17 protein-coding genes are annotated in these 17,998 nt (G+C 63.3%); 8 read left to right on the plus strand and 9 right to left on the minus strand.

What is annotated here, in order from left to right; genetic code table 11:
• Window positions 1-132: 132 nt before the first annotated feature.
• Complete coding sequence (locus IB277_RS00005) at window positions 133-597, plus strand: carboxymuconolactone decarboxylase family protein (protein ID WP_034797125.1); 465 nt, start codon at window positions 133-135, stop codon at window positions 595-597.
• Window positions 598-693: 96 nt separating this feature from the next.
• Here IB277_RS00005 and IB277_RS00010 read toward each other — a convergent pair whose 3' ends face one another.
• Complete coding sequence (locus tag IB277_RS00010; RefSeq protein WP_034797123.1) at window positions 694-1,329, minus strand: YitT family protein; 636 nt, start codon at window positions 1,327-1,329, stop codon at window positions 694-696.
• A gap of 106 nt (window positions 1,330-1,435) precedes the next feature.
• Window positions 1,436-2,389, minus strand: coding sequence for a methyltransferase (locus IB277_RS00015; RefSeq protein ID WP_060607105.1), 954 nt, complete (start codon window positions 2,387-2,389; stop codon window positions 1,436-1,438).
• A 162-nt stretch (window positions 2,390-2,551) separates the two neighbouring features.
• Here IB277_RS00015 and IB277_RS00020 point away from each other — a divergent pair, with 162 nt between their 5' ends.
• The 3 genes from IB277_RS00020 to IB277_RS00030 all read left to right on the plus strand — a co-directional run bounded on the left by IB277_RS00020 (window position 2,552) and on the right by IB277_RS00030 (window position 4,988).
• Window positions 2,552-2,818, plus strand: coding sequence for a DUF6460 domain-containing protein (locus IB277_RS00020; RefSeq protein ID WP_034797119.1), 267 nt, complete (start codon window positions 2,552-2,554; stop codon window positions 2,816-2,818).
• Between the two features lie 2 nt (window positions 2,819-2,820).
• Window positions 2,821-3,324: a CAP domain-containing protein gene (locus IB277_RS00025; RefSeq protein WP_090295008.1), complete on the plus strand. Its 504-nt coding sequence runs from the start codon at window positions 2,821-2,823 to the stop codon at window positions 3,322-3,324.
• A gap of 308 nt (window positions 3,325-3,632) precedes the next feature.
• Window positions 3,633-4,988 (plus strand): MATE family efflux transporter, encoded by a 1,356-nt coding sequence (locus IB277_RS00030; protein ID WP_090295006.1) that lies wholly within the window; start codon window positions 3,633-3,635, stop codon window positions 4,986-4,988.
• Here the strand turns inward: IB277_RS00030 and IB277_RS00035 are convergent.
• Both IB277_RS00035 and IB277_RS00040 read right to left on the minus strand, forming a co-directional pair.
• Entirely contained in the window at window positions 4,964-6,049 is a 1,086-nt protein-coding gene (locus IB277_RS00035) for a quinone-dependent dihydroorotate dehydrogenase (RefSeq protein ID WP_060522330.1), read from the minus strand. The genes IB277_RS00030 and IB277_RS00035 overlap by 25 nt on opposite strands.
• Window positions 6,046-6,393, minus strand: coding sequence for a DUF952 domain-containing protein (locus IB277_RS00040; protein ID WP_034797103.1), 348 nt, complete (start codon window positions 6,391-6,393; stop codon window positions 6,046-6,048). The genes IB277_RS00035 and IB277_RS00040 overlap by 4 nt, the downstream gene beginning before the upstream one ends.
• Before the next feature lie 169 nt (window positions 6,394-6,562).
• Here IB277_RS00040 and IB277_RS00045 point away from each other — a divergent pair, with 169 nt between their 5' ends.
• Both IB277_RS00045 and IB277_RS00050 read left to right on the plus strand, forming a co-directional pair.
• Window positions 6,563-6,982: a hypothetical protein gene (locus IB277_RS00045; protein ID WP_034797089.1), complete on the plus strand. Its 420-nt coding sequence runs from the start codon at window positions 6,563-6,565 to the stop codon at window positions 6,980-6,982.
• Between the two features lie 81 nt (window positions 6,983-7,063).
• The gene (locus tag IB277_RS00050) at window positions 7,064-7,714 is read left to right on the plus strand and encodes a response regulator transcription factor (protein WP_034797087.1); all 651 of its coding nucleotides are present in this window, start codon (window positions 7,064-7,066) and stop codon (window positions 7,712-7,714) included.
• A 62-nt stretch (window positions 7,715-7,776) separates the two neighbouring features.
• Here IB277_RS00050 and IB277_RS00055 read toward each other — a convergent pair whose 3' ends face one another.
• Window positions 7,777-11,280, minus strand: a complete 3,504-nt coding sequence (locus IB277_RS00055; protein ID WP_090295005.1) for a PAS domain-containing hybrid sensor histidine kinase/response regulator — start codon at window positions 11,278-11,280, stop codon at window positions 7,777-7,779.
• Window positions 11,281-11,541: 261 nt separating this feature from the next.
• Here IB277_RS00055 and mscL point away from each other — a divergent pair, with 261 nt between their 5' ends.
• Complete coding sequence (mscL, locus tag IB277_RS00060) at window positions 11,542-11,970, plus strand: large conductance mechanosensitive channel protein MscL (protein WP_034797082.1); 429 nt, start codon at window positions 11,542-11,544, stop codon at window positions 11,968-11,970.
• Window positions 11,971-12,175: 205 nt separating this feature from the next.
• Entirely contained in the window at window positions 12,176-13,342 is a 1,167-nt protein-coding gene (locus IB277_RS00065; RefSeq protein ID WP_060607088.1) for a pyridoxal phosphate-dependent aminotransferase, read from the plus strand.
• A gap of 32 nt (window positions 13,343-13,374) precedes the next feature.
• Here the strand turns inward: IB277_RS00065 and IB277_RS00070 are convergent, their stop codons facing one another.
• From IB277_RS00070 to IB277_RS00085, 4 genes are all read right to left on the minus strand, one after another.
• Window positions 13,375-13,683, minus strand: coding sequence for a chorismate mutase family protein (locus IB277_RS00070; protein WP_034797078.1), 309 nt, complete (start codon window positions 13,681-13,683; stop codon window positions 13,375-13,377).
• Window positions 13,684-14,134: 451 nt separating this feature from the next.
• On the minus strand, window positions 14,135-15,139 hold the full coding sequence (gene cydB / locus IB277_RS00075; RefSeq protein ID WP_192370658.1) for a cytochrome d ubiquinol oxidase subunit II: 1,005 nt from the start codon (window positions 15,137-15,139) through the stop codon (window positions 14,135-14,137).
• Window positions 15,129-16,556 (minus strand): cytochrome ubiquinol oxidase subunit I, encoded by a 1,428-nt coding sequence (locus IB277_RS00080; protein ID WP_134885723.1) that lies wholly within the window; start codon window positions 16,554-16,556, stop codon window positions 15,129-15,131. The genes cydB and IB277_RS00080 overlap by 11 nt, the downstream gene beginning before the upstream one ends.
• Before the next feature lie 271 nt (window positions 16,557-16,827).
• A complete protein-coding gene (locus IB277_RS00085) occupies window positions 16,828-17,997 on the minus strand; it encodes a M20 aminoacylase family protein (protein WP_192370660.1) in 1,170 nt (389 codons plus the stop codon).
• Window position 17,998: the final 1 nt, after the last annotated feature.

Raw genomic sequence — 17,998 nt, forward strand, 5'->3', positions numbered from 1 at the left:
GGACGGCCCTGTCCAGCGGAACGAAGACCATTGAGCCGATCGGCAAAAAGGCCGGTCAGAACAAAACCGAACCCAAGGAAAGCCGCCAACTCAAGGCGTTCTGCCCCTTGCGTTCTTTCATTGGAGAAGTCCATGCAGCCGCGTTTCAACTTCGTTCAAGCCGCTCCCGATGCCTACAAGGCCGCGGCCGCCTTCGACAGCTACATCGTCAAGGAATCCGGCCTGGAGCCGCGGCTGATCCACTTGATCAAGCTGCGCGCCTCGCAGATCAACGGCTGCGCCTATTGCATCGACATGCATGTGAAAGAGGCGCGCCACACCGGTATGAGCGAGCAGTGGATTCACCTGATCTGCGCCTGGCGGGAATCGCCGATCTATGACGCGCGTGAGCGCGCCGTGCTCGCTTGGACGGAATCGCTGACCAACCTTGCCCAGACCGGCGCACCCGACGCGGATTTCGAGCCGCTGCGCGCGCACTTCAGCGAGGCTGAAATCACCAAGATCACCATGGCGATCGGCGTCATCAATGTCTGGAACCGTGTCGCTGTCGGCCTGCGCTCGCAGCATCCGGTCGATCAGCCGGTCAAGGCCGCCTGATATCGCGTGAGGAACCTCCAGCTAGCCCCGAGGTCCGCTTCGGGGCTAGCTGCTCTGCATCCTAGAGCATCCGCGTTCAGATGAACGTACGGCGTTCTAGAGCGCGATGTAACGATCGGCGCGGTGGTTGATGGCCACGAACAGGTTCAAGACGACAGCACCGAGCACCGACCAGGCAACGACGGTGGGCGAAGTCACGCCGAAGGCGAAGACGAGCACGACCATGTCGATCGCAAGCTGCACGAGGCCGGCGCGAATGCCGAAGCGCTCCTGCAGATAGATGCCGAGAATACCGACGCCGCCGAGGCTGGCGCGGTGGCGGTAGAGCGCAAGCAGGCCGTAGCCGAGCAGAAGTCCGCCGAGCAGGGCCGCCCAGGCTGGCTGGATCGTGCCGATCTGGAAGAGGCGCGACTGGATGTCTGTCAGGAACGAGGTCACGCCGATGGCGATGAAGGTTTTGACCGTGAAGGCCGGGCCCAGCCGCTTCAGCGAAAGATAGAAGAACGGCAGGTTGAGCAGGAAGAAGGCGAGGCCGAAATTGATGCCGAAAGCATAGTGCAAAAGGAAGGCGACGCCCGCCGTGCTGCCGGTCAAAAGGCCGGCGCTTGCGAGGAAATAGAGGCCGAGCGCCGCAATCAGGCTGCCGGTAAAGATGCCTTGCAGGTCCTCGACGGCGGAGTGCCGGGTCGGGCTGGTGTTCCAGAGACCGAAAACGCTGCTGATCTGGGCCATGGCAAATCCTCGATTGCGATGGCTTGAGCAATGCTGCAATGCACAACAACAATCAAGAAAAATATGTCAGTTATGCTGACCTATTTTTGCGACTCTGCCTTGCGTTTTATGCAGGCTTGCGCGCCAGGAACAGGATGCCGAAGACTGGCTCTCCCGCATCCATGCGGATGACCGTGTGCTCCATGGCCACAAGCTCCAGTCCATGCGTTGCGCAGAGGCCGCGGACATAGGTCTCGCTGTGAGCGTAGCGCAGCGACGGCCGCAGCAGGAACTCCTCCCCATCGCCGGCGTCCTCCACCGAGAACGCAAAATGGCCCTGAGGGGCGAGCAGGCGCGTGGTGATGTCGAAGACACTGTCGAGATTGCCGAGATACATGAGAACGTCGGCGGCGCTGACGAGATCGGCTCGGGCGGTGGCGAAGTTGCCGAAGATGCCGGAAACCTCCGGCGAAAGAGAGAGATCGGCGCGCGCCAGCCGATCGTAGGTGGATTTCGCCTCGGCCTTGGCGAGCATATTGATGGAGATGTCGAAACCTTCGAGGAACTGTGCCTGATCCCGGATGCGCTCGCCGAAGAGGCCGGTGCCGCAGCCGAGATCCGTCACATGCTCGAAGATGAGGCCTCCCGTGTGGCTTTGCCCGATATGACTTTGAATGAGGGCTGCGAGCTTCTGCGGCACGGTGTAGCCGAGCTTTTCCACCAGGGCCTTGTCGAAGCGATCGGCATAGTCGTCGAAGAGGCGCTCGACATAGAGGCTCGGGGGCTGTTCGGGCATGGCCGCAGCGCCAAGCAGAGCCAGTTTGAGGCCGGCGCCGAAGATATCCTGGGGGCTGAGCGCCAGCGTTTTCCTCAGCGCTTCGATCGCCGCCTCTTTCCGGCCAGATTTTTCTTCATAGTCCGCGAGCCGAAACCAGCCGGCTGCCCAGTTGGGTGCCTGTTCCAGCGCTTGCGCCATGAGTTCGGCCGCACTTGCGGGCTCGCCGCCCTCGGCAAGCATTTTTGCGTAGTCGGCGCGGCGGTCGGCGATCAGGTCGCCGGAGGAGAGCTGGTTGAGCGTCATCAATGTGAGATGTTGGTTGCGATTAGCGCTTCTGACGCCGGATGCCGCAAAATACAAGCGGAATCTGGCGCGATCGGAAGCGCGGGCCGTGCCCGCCGGGGCCGGTGACTTGCGACGTTGCCGATCGCGGCTTATGTGAAGACAAACAGGAGAAGTTCGCTGATGTCGGACGGAATGAACAGATTCTTGGGTGACTCGCCGCTGCGTGTGCTGGTCAAGCTCATCGTGGTGTCGATCCTCGTCGGCTTCGTGATGAGGATGTTCGGTTGGTATCCGACCGATATCTACTTCGCCGTCCGCAACTTCCTGCTCGACCTCTGGTACACCGGCTTTGCAGCGCTTGGTCGGGTCGGCGACTATCTGCTGCTCGGCGCCGTGATCGTTGTGCCGGCCTTCGTCATCCTGCGCGTCCTGAACTTTCGGCGTTGACGATGCAGGACCGCCTTCTTCTGATCGAACGCCGCGGCCTGCTGCGTGCGACCGCCATCCTCTCGCTCAGCGCACTTGCCGGCTGCACGACGTCCAAGGTGCTGATGCCCGAAAGCGGCACCGGCAGCGACCAGACCGCAGCGAGCCTCGGTTATGTCAACAAGCTGCGCAAGGGTAAGGGCCTGACCGAGCTCGTCGCCGACCATGCGGCGTCCGTCGCTGCGATGAACCAGGCGGCGCGCATGGCCAAGGCCGGCAAGATGCAGCACCTGATCGGCTGGAACGACAGTTTCTACGACCGCATGAAGGGCCAGGGCGTGACGCTTCCGGCCGCCGAAAACATCGCCGTGGGCCAGGACGATGCCGAACGCGCCTACGACGCCTGGTACAGGTCGCCCAAGCATCTCGAAAACATGCTCGGCAATTACCGTGGCCTGGGCGTTGCCGTCGCGCAGAACGCAGCCTCCGGCAACCGTCCGTTCTGGGCGATGGTACTTTCGGGCTGATAGCGTCCGCATTCGTATGGAACTGCGCCCCTCATCCCCCTGCCCGGACAATCTCCCCGCAGGCGGGGAGTAGGAGGCTTGCCGCGCCCTTCCAATCCACTGTGACTGATATCCGGACTTTCCTTCGATCGATGCCGGGGGTGACGTTGCGTTCGCCACGTCCCTCTCCCCGCTTGCGGGGGAGAGGGCTAGGGTGAAGGGCTCTTGCCGCATTGGGACGTTTTCGCCGAGCTGCACGACGCGCTTGCATCCCCCCATGCTCATTCCCTAAAACGGTCATCTCTCACCTACCACGCCCGGACCGTTCGATGACCGCCTCTTCCGCCTCGCCGAGCGACGCTGCCGGCCCGTTCCATGTCACCCATCGGCTGATCCTGGCGATCGCGTTGCCGATGACGCTCGGCTTTCTGACTACGCCCTTGCTAGGCCTCGTCGATACCGCCGTTGTCGGCCGCATGGGGCAGGCAACCTTGCTGGCGGGCCTTGCCGTCGGCGCCATCCTGTTCGACCTGATCTTCACCAGCTTCAACTTCCTGCGGGCAGCGACCACGGGTCTGGTTGCCCAGGCCTATGGCCGCGGCGACCGGCGCGAGCAGCAGGCGGTGTTTTGGCGATCGCTGATCATTGCGCTCGTTTGCGGCACGGTCAGCCTGCTCGTTTCGCCGGTGCTTTTGTCCGGTGGCCTCTGGCTGATGGGACCGGAGCCGGAGGTGGCTGATGTCACCAGCACCTATTTTCTCTGTCGCATCCTTTCGGCACCGGCGGCGCTTGCCAATTACGCCATCCTTGGCTTCGTGCTCGGCCGCGGCGAAGGCACCATCGGGCTGATGCTGCAGACGCTGATCAACGGCATCAACATCGTGCTGTCGATCCTGCTCGGCCTGGTGTTCGGCTGGGGTGTGATGGGAGTGGCGCTCGCAACCGTTACCGGAGAGGTGATCGGCGCGCTCGTCGGCTTTGCCATCGTCTGTGGACGCTTCGACCGCAAGGATGCGCCAAGCTGGGCCGAGATCTTCGATCGCGAACGGCTGAAGCCGCTCTTCGGCCTCAACCGCGACATCATGATCCGCTCGTTCCTGCTGCTGGCCGCCTTCACGCTGATGACCCGCATCGGCACCGCCTTCGGGCCTGTGACGCTTGCCGCCAATGCGGTGCTAATGACGATCTTCCTCGTTGCCGGCTACTATCTCGACGGCCTTGCCAATGCGGCGGAACAGCTCATCGGCCGCTCGATCGGCGCCCGTTACCGCCCGGCCTTCGACCGTGCGCTGCGGCTGACGGCCGCCTGGTCGCTGGGGCTTGCACTGGTGACGACCGTTGCCTTCCTGCTGTTCGGCGGCAGGCTCATCGATCTTCTGACGACGGCCCCGGATGTTCGCGCGGCGGCTTACGAATATCTGCCCTGGGCGGCAGTGACGGCGATGACCGGCGCGCTCGCCTTCCTGATGGACGGCGTCTTCATCGGCGCCACCTGGTCGCGCGAGATGCGCAACATGATGCTGGCGGCCTTTGTCGGTTATGCCGCAGCGCTCGCTGTGCTGGTCCCCGCCTTCGGCAATCATGGCCTGTGGGCGGGGCTCAACCTGTTCCTGTTGATGCGCGGGCTGTTCCTCTTGTCGCGGATCCCGATGAAGGCGCGTCAGACGTTCCTGCCGGCCCAGTAGTCGAGACGGCTGTCGCGGATATCGCGGATCGAGGTGAGACGCTCGCGCTCACAGAGATCCGAGAGGCCACGTACGATGCGGCCCGGCAGGGCAGGGCCCTCATAGACCATGCAGGAATAGAGCTGAACCAGATCGGCGCCGGCGCGGATCTTTTCGGCCGCGGTTTCGGCCGAGCTGACGCCGCCAACGCCGATGATCGGCAGCTTCGGGCCGACACGCTTGCGCATGCGGGCAAGCACCGCCGTCGACTTTTCAAACAGTGGCTTGCCCGAGAGGCCACCGGACTCCTTCGCTTGGGCCTGATCCTTGAGGCCGTCGCGCGAAAGCGTCGTGTTGGAGACGATCAGGCCGTCGAGATTGTGTGCCAGCACTTCGGCAGCGATATCGTCCATGCCTTCTTCGGTGAGATCGGGCGCGATCTTCAGGAAGACGGGAACACGGCGATTGCTGCGCAGCGCCTCTTCGTCACGCGCGGCAAGCACCGCCGACAACAGGGCGGCGAGACTTTCGCGCGCCTGCAGGTCGCGCAGACCCGGCGTGTTCGGCGAGGAGATGTTGGCGGTGAAATAGCGGGCGACCGAGTAGAACGTATGGATGCCGCTGACATAGTCGGCGATGCGGTCGGCGCTGTCCTTGTTGGCGCCGATATTGACGCCGATCAGCGCATCGCGCGAACAGGCCTTCAGCCGCGCCAGCGCTGCGCCATGGCCTTCATTGTTGAAGCCGAGGCGATTGATCACCGCTTCGTCCTCGACCAGGCGGAAAATGCGCGGCTTGTCGTTGCCTGCCTGCGGCTTCGGCGTGACGGTGCCGATCTCGGTGAAACCGAAGCCGATCTTCAGAAGTGCTTCCGGCACCTCTGCATTCTTGTCGTAGCCGGCCGCCATGCCGATCGGGTTCGGAAAAACGATGCCAGCGACTGTCTGCGCAAGCCGCTTGTCGGCCCTGGCGGGACAGTTCGGTACGAGCCCGGTCTTCAGCGCCTTGATCGAAAGGCCGTGCGCGGCCTCCGGATCGAAGAGGAAAAGGCCGCGGCGGGCAAGGCTGGTCAGCGGGTTCATGCATCAAGTTCCGGGAAGATATGCGCGCCGTCGGCGCCGAGCGGCAGGGGCTTTTCCCAGAGAACGGCCGACAGGAAGAGGGGGGCATAGAGATGTGGGAAGAGGGCGCCGCCGCGCGAGGGTTCATAGACCAGCTCTTCGCCAAGTGCGTCGCCGTCGACGGCGACCAGAAGCAGGCCTTCCTGTCCCTCGAAGTAGCGCGCTGCCGTCTCGACCACCTGTTCACCGGTCGAAAAATGGACGTAACCGTCGGCGAGATCGACCGGCGCGCCGTCGAAGCGCCCGCTGCGCTTGGCTTCCTGCCACAGCAATGCCGGAACGATTTTGTAGATGATGGAACTCATGGTGCCCGTCTGTCCCCGTAATCTTCTGTCGTGGCCTTGCCGTAAATATCGGCGATTGTCCATCGCAGAAGGACGACGATTCGCGCATAATCGGCGGTGAAGACCGATTTCGCTCTTCTCGTTCGCGCACATGTGATGTTCCGACAAGGATCGTAACGGAGAAGATGTCATGAAAAACGCTGCTGCCATACTTCTGTTCGGTACCGGATTGGCTCTGGCCGGCGGCGCCAGCGCGCAGGATCCGTCCCCCGGACGCTACAGCATGCAGAAGTCCGACACCGGTATCGCCCGGCTCGATACCCAGACCGGCGAGGTATCGCTCTGCCAGGAGAAGGACGGCCAGTTGGTGTGCCGCATGGCCGCCGACGAGCGGGCCGCTTTTGAACAGGAGTTGGACCTCCTGACGAAGCGGGTCGATGCTTTGGAAAAGGCGGCCAAAGCCGGTGAAAGTGTCGCAAAACAGGACCTTCCGGCTGAGGAAGAGATTGACCGGGCAATGGGCATCATGGAAAGAATGATGCGTAGGTTCATGGATATCGTGAAGGATCTCGAAGGCAGCGACCCCGCTCAGGAGCCGCAGAAGACCTGAGTTTCCGGATCGGCCATGCGGGATGCGGATCGGCGCGTGGGGGCGTGCAGATTTCAGCCCGGGCTCTTGGGAGGGAGCAGCATGACACCGGACATGACCATCATCATCGCGGACGACCATCCGCTGTTTCGGGGCGCAATGCGCCAGGCACTGAGCGGCGTGGACGGCGCGCCCGCCATCGTCGAGGCCGGCGATTTCGCAGCCGCGCGCAAGGCGGCGGCCGACAACCCTGACGCCGATCTCATGCTGCTCGACCTGACCATGCCCGGCGTCAGCGGGCTTTCCGGTCTGATCGCACTTCGCGCCGAATTTCCGAGCCTGCCGGTCATGGTGGTTTCCGCCCATGACGACCCGGCGACGATCCATCGCGCGCTCGATCTCGGCGCGTCCGGCTTTCTTTCGAAATCGGCCGGCATCGAGGAAATCCGCGAGGGGATCGAGAAGGTGATGGCCGGCGAGGTCTTCGTTCCCGCGGGCTACGACCAGGCTCAGGAATACGAACCCGAGGTCGCCGATCTGCTCCAGCGCCTGCAGACCTTGACGCCGCAACAGTCCCGCGTGCTCAGTATGCTCGGCGAGGGCCTGCTCAACAAGCAGATCGCCTACGAACTCGGCGTCTCCGAGGCGACGATCAAGGCGCATGTCTCGGCGATCCTGCTAAAGCTCAATGTCGACAGCCGCACCCAAGCGGTCATCCAGCTTTCGAAGATCGGCACCGTCGCCGCCGCCTGATGCGGCCGGCCTTGGCTTTGTGATTTCTCTCGTCCCAGGCGGCCCCACAACGTGGGAGCCGTTCATTCCGCAGCCGTTCGTGCCGCCGTCGAAAGTTGCGTCAGCCAGGCGCGCATCGCCGCCGGGCGCACCGGCTTGTTCTGGATCGCGATGCCGTCACGTTCGGCCGCGGCGCGCACTTCCGGCGAGCGGTCGGCCGTCACGAGCAGCGCCGGCGTCGCTTCGCCGGTCGATGCCCGAATGCGGGCGACCGCCTCGATGCCGGTCCCGTCGTCGAGGTGATAATCGGCGATGACGGCGTGTGGCTTCTCGCCGGGCTCCACGCCGAAATCTGAACAGGCAGAAAGCGATTCCGCCGTACTGACGATACAGCCCCAACCTGACAGCAGCACCCGCATACCCTCGAGGATCCGCGGTTCGTTGTCGATGCAAAGCACCCGCAGGCCGTTCAGCGCCTCGCTTGCCTTGCTCTGTGGCACCGGACGGACAGCGACCCGTTCGCCGGCGCTGGCATCAAGTGGCAGGGTCACCTTGAAGCCCGTGCCCTTGCCGGGCGTCGATTGCAGGCTGACGGGATGGTTGAGCACGCGCGAGATGCGGTCGACGATCGAAAGGCCGAGCCCAAGACCGGACGCCGTACGGGCGCCTTCGTCGAGCCGGGCGAATTCCTTGAAGACGGTGCGGAACTTCGACTGGGGAATGCCGATGCCGGAATCGAGCACCTCGATCGTCGCCATGGCGCCATGTCTGCGCACCCCGACGAGCACCTTGCCGGCCAGGGTGTATTTGATCGCGTTGGAGACCAGGTTCTGGACGACGCGGCGCAGCAGGTTCGGATCGCTGCGCACGACGAGCGATGTCGGCATGATAATGAGTTCGAGATCCTTGGCCCGCGCCATCGGGGCGAAATCCGTCTCGATCCTTCTGAGCAGCTCGTTGAGCGGAACGGACTGTATCCGCGCCTTCATGGCGCCGGTGTCGAGGCGCGATATGTCGAGCACGGCACCAAGGATGGCCTCGACCGATTCCAGCGAGGAATCGATGTTTTCGACCAGCGTGCTGTTGTCGGACTCGCCGAGCCGCTCGACGAGCGACGAGGAATAGAGGCGGGCGGCGTTCAGCGGCTGCAGGATATCGTGGCCGGCGGCGGCGAAGAACCGCGTCTTGCCGATATTGGCCTCTTCCGCGGCCGCGCGCGCCTCGGCGAGCTCCCGGTTCACCCGGGTCAATTCGCCGGTGCGCTCGGCCACGCGCAGTTCCAGTGTCTCGTTCGCCTGCTTCAGCGCCATGTCGGCGGCGACGCGCTGGGTGATGTCGGTATAGGTGGTGACGATGCCTTTGTCGGGCATGGCGTTGGTGCGCACTTCGATGATGCGCTCGCCGTTGCCCAGTTCGAGCAGGAAGGGTTTGTCTAGCGTCAGGAAGTTGGCGACCAGCCCCTTTTCCTGATCCTTGCGAATATCGCCGCGCTTGGTGAGGATCGAGACGATATCGGCAAGCGGGAAGCCGACCTGGCCGGCTGCCTCCGGCAGGTCGAGAAGCTGGCGGAAGCGCCGGTTCCAGATGATCAGGTTGTTGGCGTTGTCGAAGACGGCGATGCCCTGGTCCATCTGCGAGAGCGCAGTCTGCAGCATATCCTGATTGTATTGCAGCGCCTCACTCGCCTGGTCGAGCAGCCAGGCCGTCTCGGACGATGTGTCGTCGCCGCGCTGCAGCGCCAGGGAAAGCACCAGCCGGGCGGAGGACGAGCCGATGGCGCTGCCGAGCAGTTGCTCGGAGAAATGCACCACGGCCATGTCGGCTGGCGCATTGTCGTCCAGCCAGCGGCCGGTCTGGCGCTCGTACGTATGGAACGAGCGCTGCATGCGCTCAGCACCCATGTAACGGGCGATCGTCGCCTTGAGGTCGCGCACCGTGACCTTGGTCTTGCGGCCGCGAAAGGCGCCTTCGGTTCGCGACCGCCGGGTGATGAACACGCCGGCCTGGAAGCGTTCGATCGGCTTCGGTGTGCGGGTCAGCGATCCGAGAACATAGGTGGCGCAGTTGACGAGCAGGCTGAGCGCCGTCGCGTTGACCAGCGGGTCGGCGTTGGGGCCGGAGAAGAGGTCGGTGAACGGCAACAGGAAGCTTAAGATCGTCGTCGCCACATGGGAATTGTCGGGTCCGCCGAGGCTCGGCAGGAAGAGCAGATAGGCCCAGACGAGGAAGCCCGAGACCATGCCGGTGATCGCGCCGCGGGCATTCGCCTGTCGCCAGATGAGGCCGCCGAGCAGCGCTGGCGCCATCTGCGAGATGGCGACGAAAGACAGAAGGCCGAGCGAGGCGAGGCCGGCGCTGATATCGGCGGAGCGGTAGTAGCCATAGCCGAGCAACAACACCACGAAGATCGCCGAACGGCGAATGTTGAGCAGCGTTCCCGCGAGGTTTTCCTGCAAGCCGCCGCGCTGGCTGAGGTTGCGGCGCAGGAACACCGGCATGACGATATCGTTGGAGATCATGATCGACAGTGCCACGGATGCGACGATCACCATCGCGGTCGCTGCCGAAAAACCGCCGATGAAGGTGATCAGCGTCAGCACCGGCAGGCCGTTGGCGAGCGGCAAGGTCAGCAGGTAGAGATCCGCGTCGCCGGAACCGGAAAAGGTGAGGATGCCGGCTATCGCGATCGGCAGCACGAAGAGATTGATGCCGATCAGGTAGAGTGGAAAGAGGATGCCCGCGGTGCGAAGCTCGCCTTCGGTGCGGTTCTCGACGACCGTCACGTGGAACTGCCTGGGCAGCATGATGATCGCGAAAGCCGACGTGACGATCAACAGCACCCAACGGGCGATAGGGGTCTCGTAGGAGAGCGCCGACTGCACGGCGGGGCTCTCTGCCGCCAGCGACCACAGGTGAGCCGGTCCGTTGAAGATGACGAAGACGATGTAGAAGCCGGCGGTGACGAGTGCCACCAGCTTGACCAGCGATTCCATCGCGATCGCAAGGATCAGGCCGTCCTGATGCTCCGTTGCGTCCGTATGGCGCGTGCCGAAGACGATGGCGAAGCAGGCGAGAAACAATGTGACGAGCAGGGGAAGATCGACGTAGCTCTGCCCGGCGCCGATGCCGTAGTCGCTGGTGTTGATCATCGCTGCGACCGAGCTCGAAATCGCCTTCAGCTGCAGCGCGATATAGGGAATGGCGCCGACCAGCGAGATCAGCGCGACGATGGCGGCCACCGCCGGGTTCTTGCCGTAGCGGGCGGCGATGAAGTCGGCGACGGAGGTCAGCTTCTCGGTTTTGGCAAGGCGGATGATCTTGCGGATCAGCGGCATGCCGAGCGTGAACATCAGGATCGGGCCGATATAGATGCCGGTGAACTCGAGTCCGCGTTCGGCAGCAAGGCCGATGCCGCCGAAATAGGTCCAGGAGGTGCAATAGATGGCAAGGCTCAGCGCATAGACGAGCGGTCTGCCCTTCAGCGCAGCGCTGTTCCTCCTGGCCCGCCGGTCGCCATAGCTAGCCACTGCAAACAGCAGCAGCAGATAGGCGAAGGCCGAGGCAAAGATGACCGAACCCGAAAGCATGCCTCATTCCTCCAGGGCGGAGCATAGGACAAGTCCGCCGGGTTGAGAATTGCCTGCCGCATGAGTCTTAAGTTCAAGGCTCGACACGAGAAATCGGTGTACAGCACAGGCTGCCTTCCCGTTCCTGCTCCATCCGCTGCCAATTGACCAAAGGCAAAGAAAGGTTTTCTCGCTGCCCGCTTTGGTTTAGTTTCCGTAAACGCTTGCAGCGCGGGACAGCGCCGCCAGCCGTTTTCAAACGGGGATAATACGGAGAGATTTATGCTGAATGAGTTCAAGGAGTTTATTGCCCGCGGGAACGTGATGGATCTCGCGGTCGGTGTCATCATCGGCGCCGCCTTCAACAAGATCGTAACGTCGGTCGTCGAGGACCTGGTGATGCCAATCGTCGGTGCGCTGACCGGCGGCGGTTTCGATTTCTCCAATTATTTCCTGCCGCTCTCGGCGAACGTGACGGCGACGTCTCTCGCCGCCGCCCGTCAACAGGGTGCCGTCTTTGCCTATGGCAACTTCATCACCGTGCTCATCAACTTCCTGATCCTTGCCTGGATCATCTTCCTGATGATCAAGGCGGTGAATCGCATGCGCGCTTCGATGGAGAAGAAGAAGGACGAAGCACCGGCCGCGCCCCCGCCGGAAGACATTCTGCTTCTCGGTGAAATCCGCGACCTGCTGAAGCAGCGCGCGTGATTTTCCTCGCGGCCCTGGCTTCGCCGGGGCCGCGAAACATCACAAAAATCGATAAACCGGTCAGATAAAGTCGCGTGATCGCCTTGGCGAAAGCGGCTAGAAGCAACGGGCAAGCTGGAGCGGTCCATGTCGCTCTAGTCCATTGGAATCTTTCACGATGATCTAAAGGCCGCGGCCTTTAACGTCGTGCATCCGGAGCCCGCCGATGACCATCCTCAGCACCATCAGTCCCCGTGCGCTTTCGGCACCTGAAAGCGGCATCGTCGAGGTGGTGAACTATGCACGCGGGCGCGATGGCCTGATCCCGCTGTGGGTCGGAGAAGGCGACCTGCCGACGCCTGCCTTCATCAGCGACGTTGCGCGCGATGCGCTTGCCGGCGGCGAGACCTTCTACACCTGGCAGCGCGGTATCCCGCCGCTGCGCGAGGCACTGTCGCGCTACTATCAAAGGCGCTTTCAGAAGTCGCTTTCGCCCGAGAATTTCTACGTCGTCGGCTCCGGCATGCAGGCGATCAAGCTCTCGATCGAGGCGATCGCCTCGCCCGGCGACGAGATGGTGCTTCTGACGCCGGCGTGGCCGAACTTTGCCGCCGCCGCCGATCTCTCCGGCGTTCGCCCGGTCTCGGTGGAGCTTCGTTTCGAACACGGCAAATGGCAACTCGATCTCGATCGGCTGCAGGCGGCGATCGGTCCGAAGACCAAGGCGCTGTTCATCAACACGCCGTCGAACCCGACCGGCTGGACCGCGACCCGCGAGGAGTTGGCCGCGATCCTGACGCTGGCGCGCAGGCAGGGGCTCTGGATCATCGCCGATGAGATCTACGCGCTCTATTATTATGGCGGCGCCCGCGCGCCGTCCTTCCTCGACGTGATGGAGGAAGGCGACCGCATCCTCTTCGTCAATTCGTTCTCGAAGAACTGGTCGATGACCGGGTGGCGTGTCGGCTGGATCGTGGCTCCACCCGCGATCGGCCAGGTTCTCGAAAACCTGGTGCAGTACTCGACCTCGGGTGTCGCCCAGTTCATGCAGCGCGGTGCCGTCGTGGCGCTCGACGAGGGCGACGCCTTTGTTGATGCCAATGTCGCCAAGGCGGCGGAGAACCGGGACGTCTTCTGCGACGCGTTGATCGCCACCAACCGGGTGGAAACGCTCAAACCCGACGGCGCGCTCTATGCGTTCCTGAAGATCGACGGCGTCACGGATTCGCGCGCGGCAGCGATCGACATCGTCGACAAGACCGGCGTTGGCCTGGCGCCGGGAACGGCGTTCGGCGACGGCGGCTCGCTGTTCATGCGCGCCTGCTTCCTGCGTGATCCGGGCCACGTGAAGGAAGCGGCGGACCGTCTCCAGGGTTACATTCTCGGGCGCTGACGGCCGTAGATTGAAAGAGCGAGGCGGCGACGTTATTCGTCGCCGGTTTCGCCAAGCAGCTTCTGCTCATGAGCGATCGCGTGGCCGATCAGCCGCGCCCAGATGTCTTCGTAAAAATCAGGATCGAGGTTGACGCGCGCAGCGTTCTTGCGGGCATTCTCGCGCACTTCCATCACCCGCGCCGGAATGTCGGCCTTCAGTTTCAGCGGCGCCTTGATCTCGGCCGCGCGGTCAATATAGCCCCAGCGCTCGGCAAACAGCGCCATCAGCGCCTGGTCGAGACGGTCGATCTCGGCACGCACGTCGGCCATGGTTTCGCATTGCGCGGGGGTTTTCTGCATCTGTCTCGTCCAATTGCCTGGATGCGGCCAAGCGCGGGCCCAGGATGTTCGAGCGTCCCTCGGCTCTCAGCAAGCGGGGCGCTTCTGCGGCGCACTGCTAACAAACGGCGAGCTATCTTGGAAGGGGCAACAGGGTCGCAGCCGGCGACCCTTGAGGTGGTCACCTCAGCAGGCGATCGCTTTGCAGGGGAGGAGGGTGCGGTCCTGTCTCCGTCTGCGGCGATCGCCTGCTGACGTGTTAAGGGAAGTTAGCTGGCCAAGCTTGAGCGAGGCTTTTTAGAACGGGATGAGGAAAAGTGTCTGCGGTTTTCCGCCCGCATCCCGCTCCAATGGATCGACTACGTTCCGATCATCAGCTTGATCGCAAGGCCGACGAGGGTGACGGCCGCCACCCCCGCGCACCAGAGGCCAACGAACCAGAGAAGCTTGCGGCCGGTTCCTGTTTCGCTGGTCAATGGTAGCCCTCCTCCGGATCGACCTTGCCGCGGAAGACCCAGTAGGAATAGGCGGTGTAGGCGAGAATGATCGGCACCAGCACCAAAGCGCCGGCAAGCAGGAAGGAGAGGCTTTCCTCAGGCGCGGCCGCGTCCCAGATCGTCAGCGAAGGCGGCACCATATAGGGGTAGAAACTGATGCCGATGCCGGCATAGCCGAGCACGAAGAGGCCCAGTGCGGCGATGAACGGCCGGCTGTCGTGGCGCTTGCGGATACCCGTGATCAGCGCATAAAGGCAGCCGAGAACGAGCGCCGGCACGATGACGCTGAAGATCGCCGTCGGATAGCCGAACCAGCGGTCCAGATACTGCGGCTCCAGGAACGGCGTCCACAGGCTGACGATGCCCATGGCGGCGACGGTGGCGAAGGAGCATTTGAGCGCGAGGTCGCGGGCCCGGTCGGCAAGGTCGCCGTGGGTCTTCATCACAAGCCAGGTGGCGCTGAGCAGCGCATAGCCGACGACGACGGCGATGCCGGTCATGATCGAGAACGGCGTCAGCCAATCCCACCAGCCGCCGACATAGGCACGGTTCTCGACCGGGATGCCCTGGACGAGGGCGCCGAGCGTGATCCCTTGCGCGAAGGCGGCCAGCATCGAGCCGCCGGAGAAGGCCCAGTTCCAGAGATATTCGGCCCGCCGCGTGCGCCAGCGATACTCGAAGGCGACGCCGCGGAAGATGAGGCCGATCACCATGGCGATGATGGGCGCGTAAAGTGCGGGCAGGATGGTGGCGTAGGCCAGCGGAAACACCGCCATCAGGCCGCCGCCGCCAAGAACCAGCCAGGTCTCGTTGCCGTCCCAGACCGGGGCGACGGAATTCATCATCACGTCACGGTCGTGCTTCTCCGGGAAGAACGGGAAGAGGATGCCGACACCGAGGTCGAAGCCGTCGAGAATGACATAGGCGAGCACCGCAAAGGCGATGATGCCGGCCCAGATGAACGGCAGATCAAACTCCATGATGGCCTCCCTTGGTGTTCGCATGGCTGCTGTGGATGGCGGGGCCCGGCATGATGCCGGAACTGCGCAATGGTCCTTCGCCGAGTTCCGGCATCGGATCGCGCGGCAATCGCGCCATCAGCCGGAGGATGTAGAAGGTGCCGGCACCGAAGACGAAGAAATAGACGATGATGAAGGCGATCAGCGAGGCAGCGACCGCGGGTGCCGCGATCGGCGCCACCGAGTTTGCCGTCAGCAGATGGCCGTAGACGGTATAGGGCTGACGGCCGACTTCGGTCGTGACCCAGCCTGCGAGCACGGCGACGAAGCCGGCGGGCCCCATGGCGATCGCGGCACGGTGCAGCCAGACATTGCTGTCGAGCGTGCCGCGATAGCGACACCAGAGCGACCAGAGCCCGATGCCGAGCATGGCGAAGCCGATGCCGACCATCACCCGGAATGACCAGAACACGATACCAACAGGCGGGTGAAGTTCTTCCGGGATCGTATCGAGACCGGCAAGCGGCGCGTTCAGATCATGCTTCAGGATGAGGCTCGAAAGCTTCGGGATCTCGATCGCGTAATCGACGCGCTTTTCAGGCGAGTTCGGAATGCCGAAGAGGATGAGCGGCGCGCCGTCCGGATGGCTCTGGTAGTGCCCCTCCATCGCCATCACCTTGGCCGGCTGGTGCTCCAGCGTGTTGAGACCATGCATGTCGCCGGCGAAGATCTGGATCGGCGCGACAATCGCCGCCATCCACATTGCCATCGAAAACATCTTTCGCGCCCGCCGCGGCGCCGTCTTGCGGATGAGGTGCCAGGCGCCGCACGCGCCGACGACGAAGGCGGTCGTGAGATAGGCCGCCAGCACCATGTGGGTGAGGCGATAGGGGAAGGAGGGGTTGAAGACGATCGCCCACCAGTCGACCGGGACGAACTGGCCCGCCTCGTTCATCGCGAAACCGGCCGGCGTCTGCATCCACGAGTTCGCCGAAAGGATCCAGGTGGCCGAGATCAGCGTGCCGACGGCGACCATGACGGTTGCCAAGAAATGCAGCTTCGGCCCGACGCGGTTGAGGCCGAACAGCATGACACCGAGGAAGCCCGCTTCGAGGAAGAAGGCGGTCAGCACCTCGTAGCCCATCAGCGGCCCGATGATCGGCCCGGCCTTGTCGGAAAAGACGCTCCAGTTGGTGCCGAACTGATAGGACATGACGATGCCGGAAACGACGCCCATGCCGAAGGCGACGGCAAAGATCGTCTTCCAGAAATTGAAGAGTTCGAGATAGACCTCGTCCTTCTTCCACAGCCACAACCCTTCGAGCACCGCGAGGTAACTCGCAAGCCCGATGGAAAAGGCGGGGAAGATGATGTGGAAGGAAACGGTGAAGGCGAACTGGAAGCGAGCGAGCAGGGTCGCATCGAAACTCTCAAACACGGGCGCAATCCTTTCAGACACGCGGATGCGACGCCTCACGGAAGCGTAGGCCGCAATGCTCTGGCTGCTGCATCATTTGTCCGGTGACCGATCGTCGATCAGGGAACCTGTCTTGGCCTCTGGCCGAGGCAAATCCTGGGGTTGCACCGGCTTTTCAGCATGCACTTGAATCTGCGCCAAATTTGCCAAACGTCAATGACAGCGCGTCCGCCACGTTGTCACACTGCGGCAATGTTGCGCTGCGGCATATTGGCGAAAGGTGAGCGGGATATCAGCGGCGCGCGAGATAGGCCTCGGCCAACTCCGTCCAGAAAGCCGCGCCGATCGGCAGCAGGTCGTCGTTGAAGTTGTAGCCGGGGTGATGCAGCGGCCTGTCGTCGTCGCTGACCTTCGAGCCGAGGAAGAAGTAGGTCCCCGGCCGCTCCTTCAGCATATAGGCGAAATCCTCGCTGCCCATGAAGGGGCGGGCGAGATCGACCACCTTGTCGGCGCCGGCGAAGCGGACCGCGAGATCGCGGACGAAGTCCGTCTCGGCCTTGTGGTTGATCGTCGCATCGTAGCTGCGCTGGTAGTCGACGGTCGCGCGCATGCCGAAGCTCGTCGCCTGCGCCTCGGCGATCATGCGGATGCGGCGTTCGAGTTCGTCGCGCACATCGGGCTCGAATGAGCGGATACCGACGACGATCTCGGCGCGTTCGGGAATGATGTTGCTGGCCGAGCCCGCATGGAAGGCGCCGACGGTGACCACAGTCGGATCCATCGGATGGATGTTGCGCGAGACGATCGATTGCAGCGCCATGACGATCGAGGCGCCGCAGACGATGGGATCTGCTGTTTCCTGCGGCTCCGCGCCATGCCCGCCGCGTCCATGCACGGTGATGCGCGCCTCGTCGACGGCGGCCATGATCGGGCCTTCTCTAAGGGCGAACTGGCCGAAAGGCAGACCCGGCTCGTTGTGAAGCGCGAAGACGGCGTCGCAGGGAAACTGATCGAACAGGCCCTCGTCCATCATGATCTTGGCGCCGCCGAAATTCTCCTCGGCCGGCTGGAAGATCAGGTGGATCGTGCCGTCGAAATTGCGCCGCTCGGCAAGCGCGCGGGCAGCACCCAGCAGCATCGTCGTGTGGCCATCGTGGCCGCAGGCATGCATGAGGCCCGAGGTCTTGCTGGCATAGTCCAGCCCGGTTTCTTCCAGGATCGGCAGCGCATCGATGTCGGCGCGGATGCCGATCGAGCGCTTGCCGTTGCCGTTCCTGAGCGTGCCGACGACACCGGTTTTCGCAAGCCCCGTCGTCACCTCGTAGCCGAGACTCTCCAGGTATTTCGCAATGAAGGCGGAAGTACGCGTCTCCTCCAGTCCGAGTTCCGGATGCGCATGCAGGTTGTGGCGAATGGCGACGAGTTCCGGCATGGCGTTGGTGATCGAGGGGGAAAGCTTCATG

The organism is Ensifer sp. ENS07, from assembly GCF_014852185.1.
GTDB classification, from domain to species: Bacteria; Pseudomonadota; Alphaproteobacteria; order Rhizobiales; family Rhizobiaceae; genus Ensifer; species Ensifer adhaerens.

What these genes read in the sequence shown, in the direction of transcription:
- IB277_RS00005 (WP_034797125.1), top strand. Translation starts at nt 133, where the DNA reads ATGCAGCCGCGTTTCAACTTCGTTCAAGCCGCTCCCGATGCCTACAAG.
- IB277_RS00010 (WP_034797123.1), bottom strand. Translation starts at nt 1,329, where the DNA reads ATGGCCCAGATCAGCAGCGTTTTCGGTCTCTGGAACACCAGCCCGACC.
- IB277_RS00015 (WP_060607105.1), bottom strand. Translation starts at nt 2,389, where the DNA reads ATGACGCTCAACCAGCTCTCCTCCGGCGACCTGATCGCCGACCGCCGC.
- IB277_RS00020 (WP_034797119.1), top strand. Translation starts at nt 2,552, where the DNA reads ATGTCGGACGGAATGAACAGATTCTTGGGTGACTCGCCGCTGCGTGTG.
- IB277_RS00025 (WP_090295008.1), top strand. Translation starts at nt 2,821, where the DNA reads ATGCAGGACCGCCTTCTTCTGATCGAACGCCGCGGCCTGCTGCGTGCG.
- IB277_RS00030 (WP_090295006.1), top strand. Translation starts at nt 3,633, where the DNA reads ATGACCGCCTCTTCCGCCTCGCCGAGCGACGCTGCCGGCCCGTTCCAT.
- IB277_RS00035 (WP_060522330.1), bottom strand. Translation starts at nt 6,049, where the DNA reads ATGAACCCGCTGACCAGCCTTGCCCGCCGCGGCCTTTTCCTCTTCGAT.
- IB277_RS00040 (WP_034797103.1), bottom strand. Translation starts at nt 6,393, where the DNA reads ATGAGTTCCATCATCTACAAAATCGTTCCGGCATTGCTGTGGCAGGAA.
- IB277_RS00045 (WP_034797089.1), top strand. Translation starts at nt 6,563, where the DNA reads ATGAAAAACGCTGCTGCCATACTTCTGTTCGGTACCGGATTGGCTCTG.
- IB277_RS00050 (WP_034797087.1), top strand. Translation starts at nt 7,064, where the DNA reads ATGACACCGGACATGACCATCATCATCGCGGACGACCATCCGCTGTTT.
- IB277_RS00055 (WP_090295005.1), bottom strand. Translation starts at nt 11,280, where the DNA reads ATGCTTTCGGGTTCGGTCATCTTTGCCTCGGCCTTCGCCTATCTGCTG.
- mscL (WP_034797082.1), top strand. Translation starts at nt 11,542, where the DNA reads ATGCTGAATGAGTTCAAGGAGTTTATTGCCCGCGGGAACGTGATGGAT.
- IB277_RS00065 (WP_060607088.1), top strand. Translation starts at nt 12,176, where the DNA reads ATGACCATCCTCAGCACCATCAGTCCCCGTGCGCTTTCGGCACCTGAA.
- IB277_RS00070 (WP_034797078.1), bottom strand. Translation starts at nt 13,683, where the DNA reads ATGCAGAAAACCCCCGCGCAATGCGAAACCATGGCCGACGTGCGTGCC.
- cydB (WP_192370658.1), bottom strand. Translation starts at nt 15,139, where the DNA reads ATGGAGTTTGATCTGCCGTTCATCTGGGCCGGCATCATCGCCTTTGCG.
- IB277_RS00085 (WP_192370660.1), bottom strand. Translation starts at nt 17,997, where the DNA reads ATGAAGCTTTCCCCCTCGATCACCAACGCCATGCCGGAACTCGTCGCC.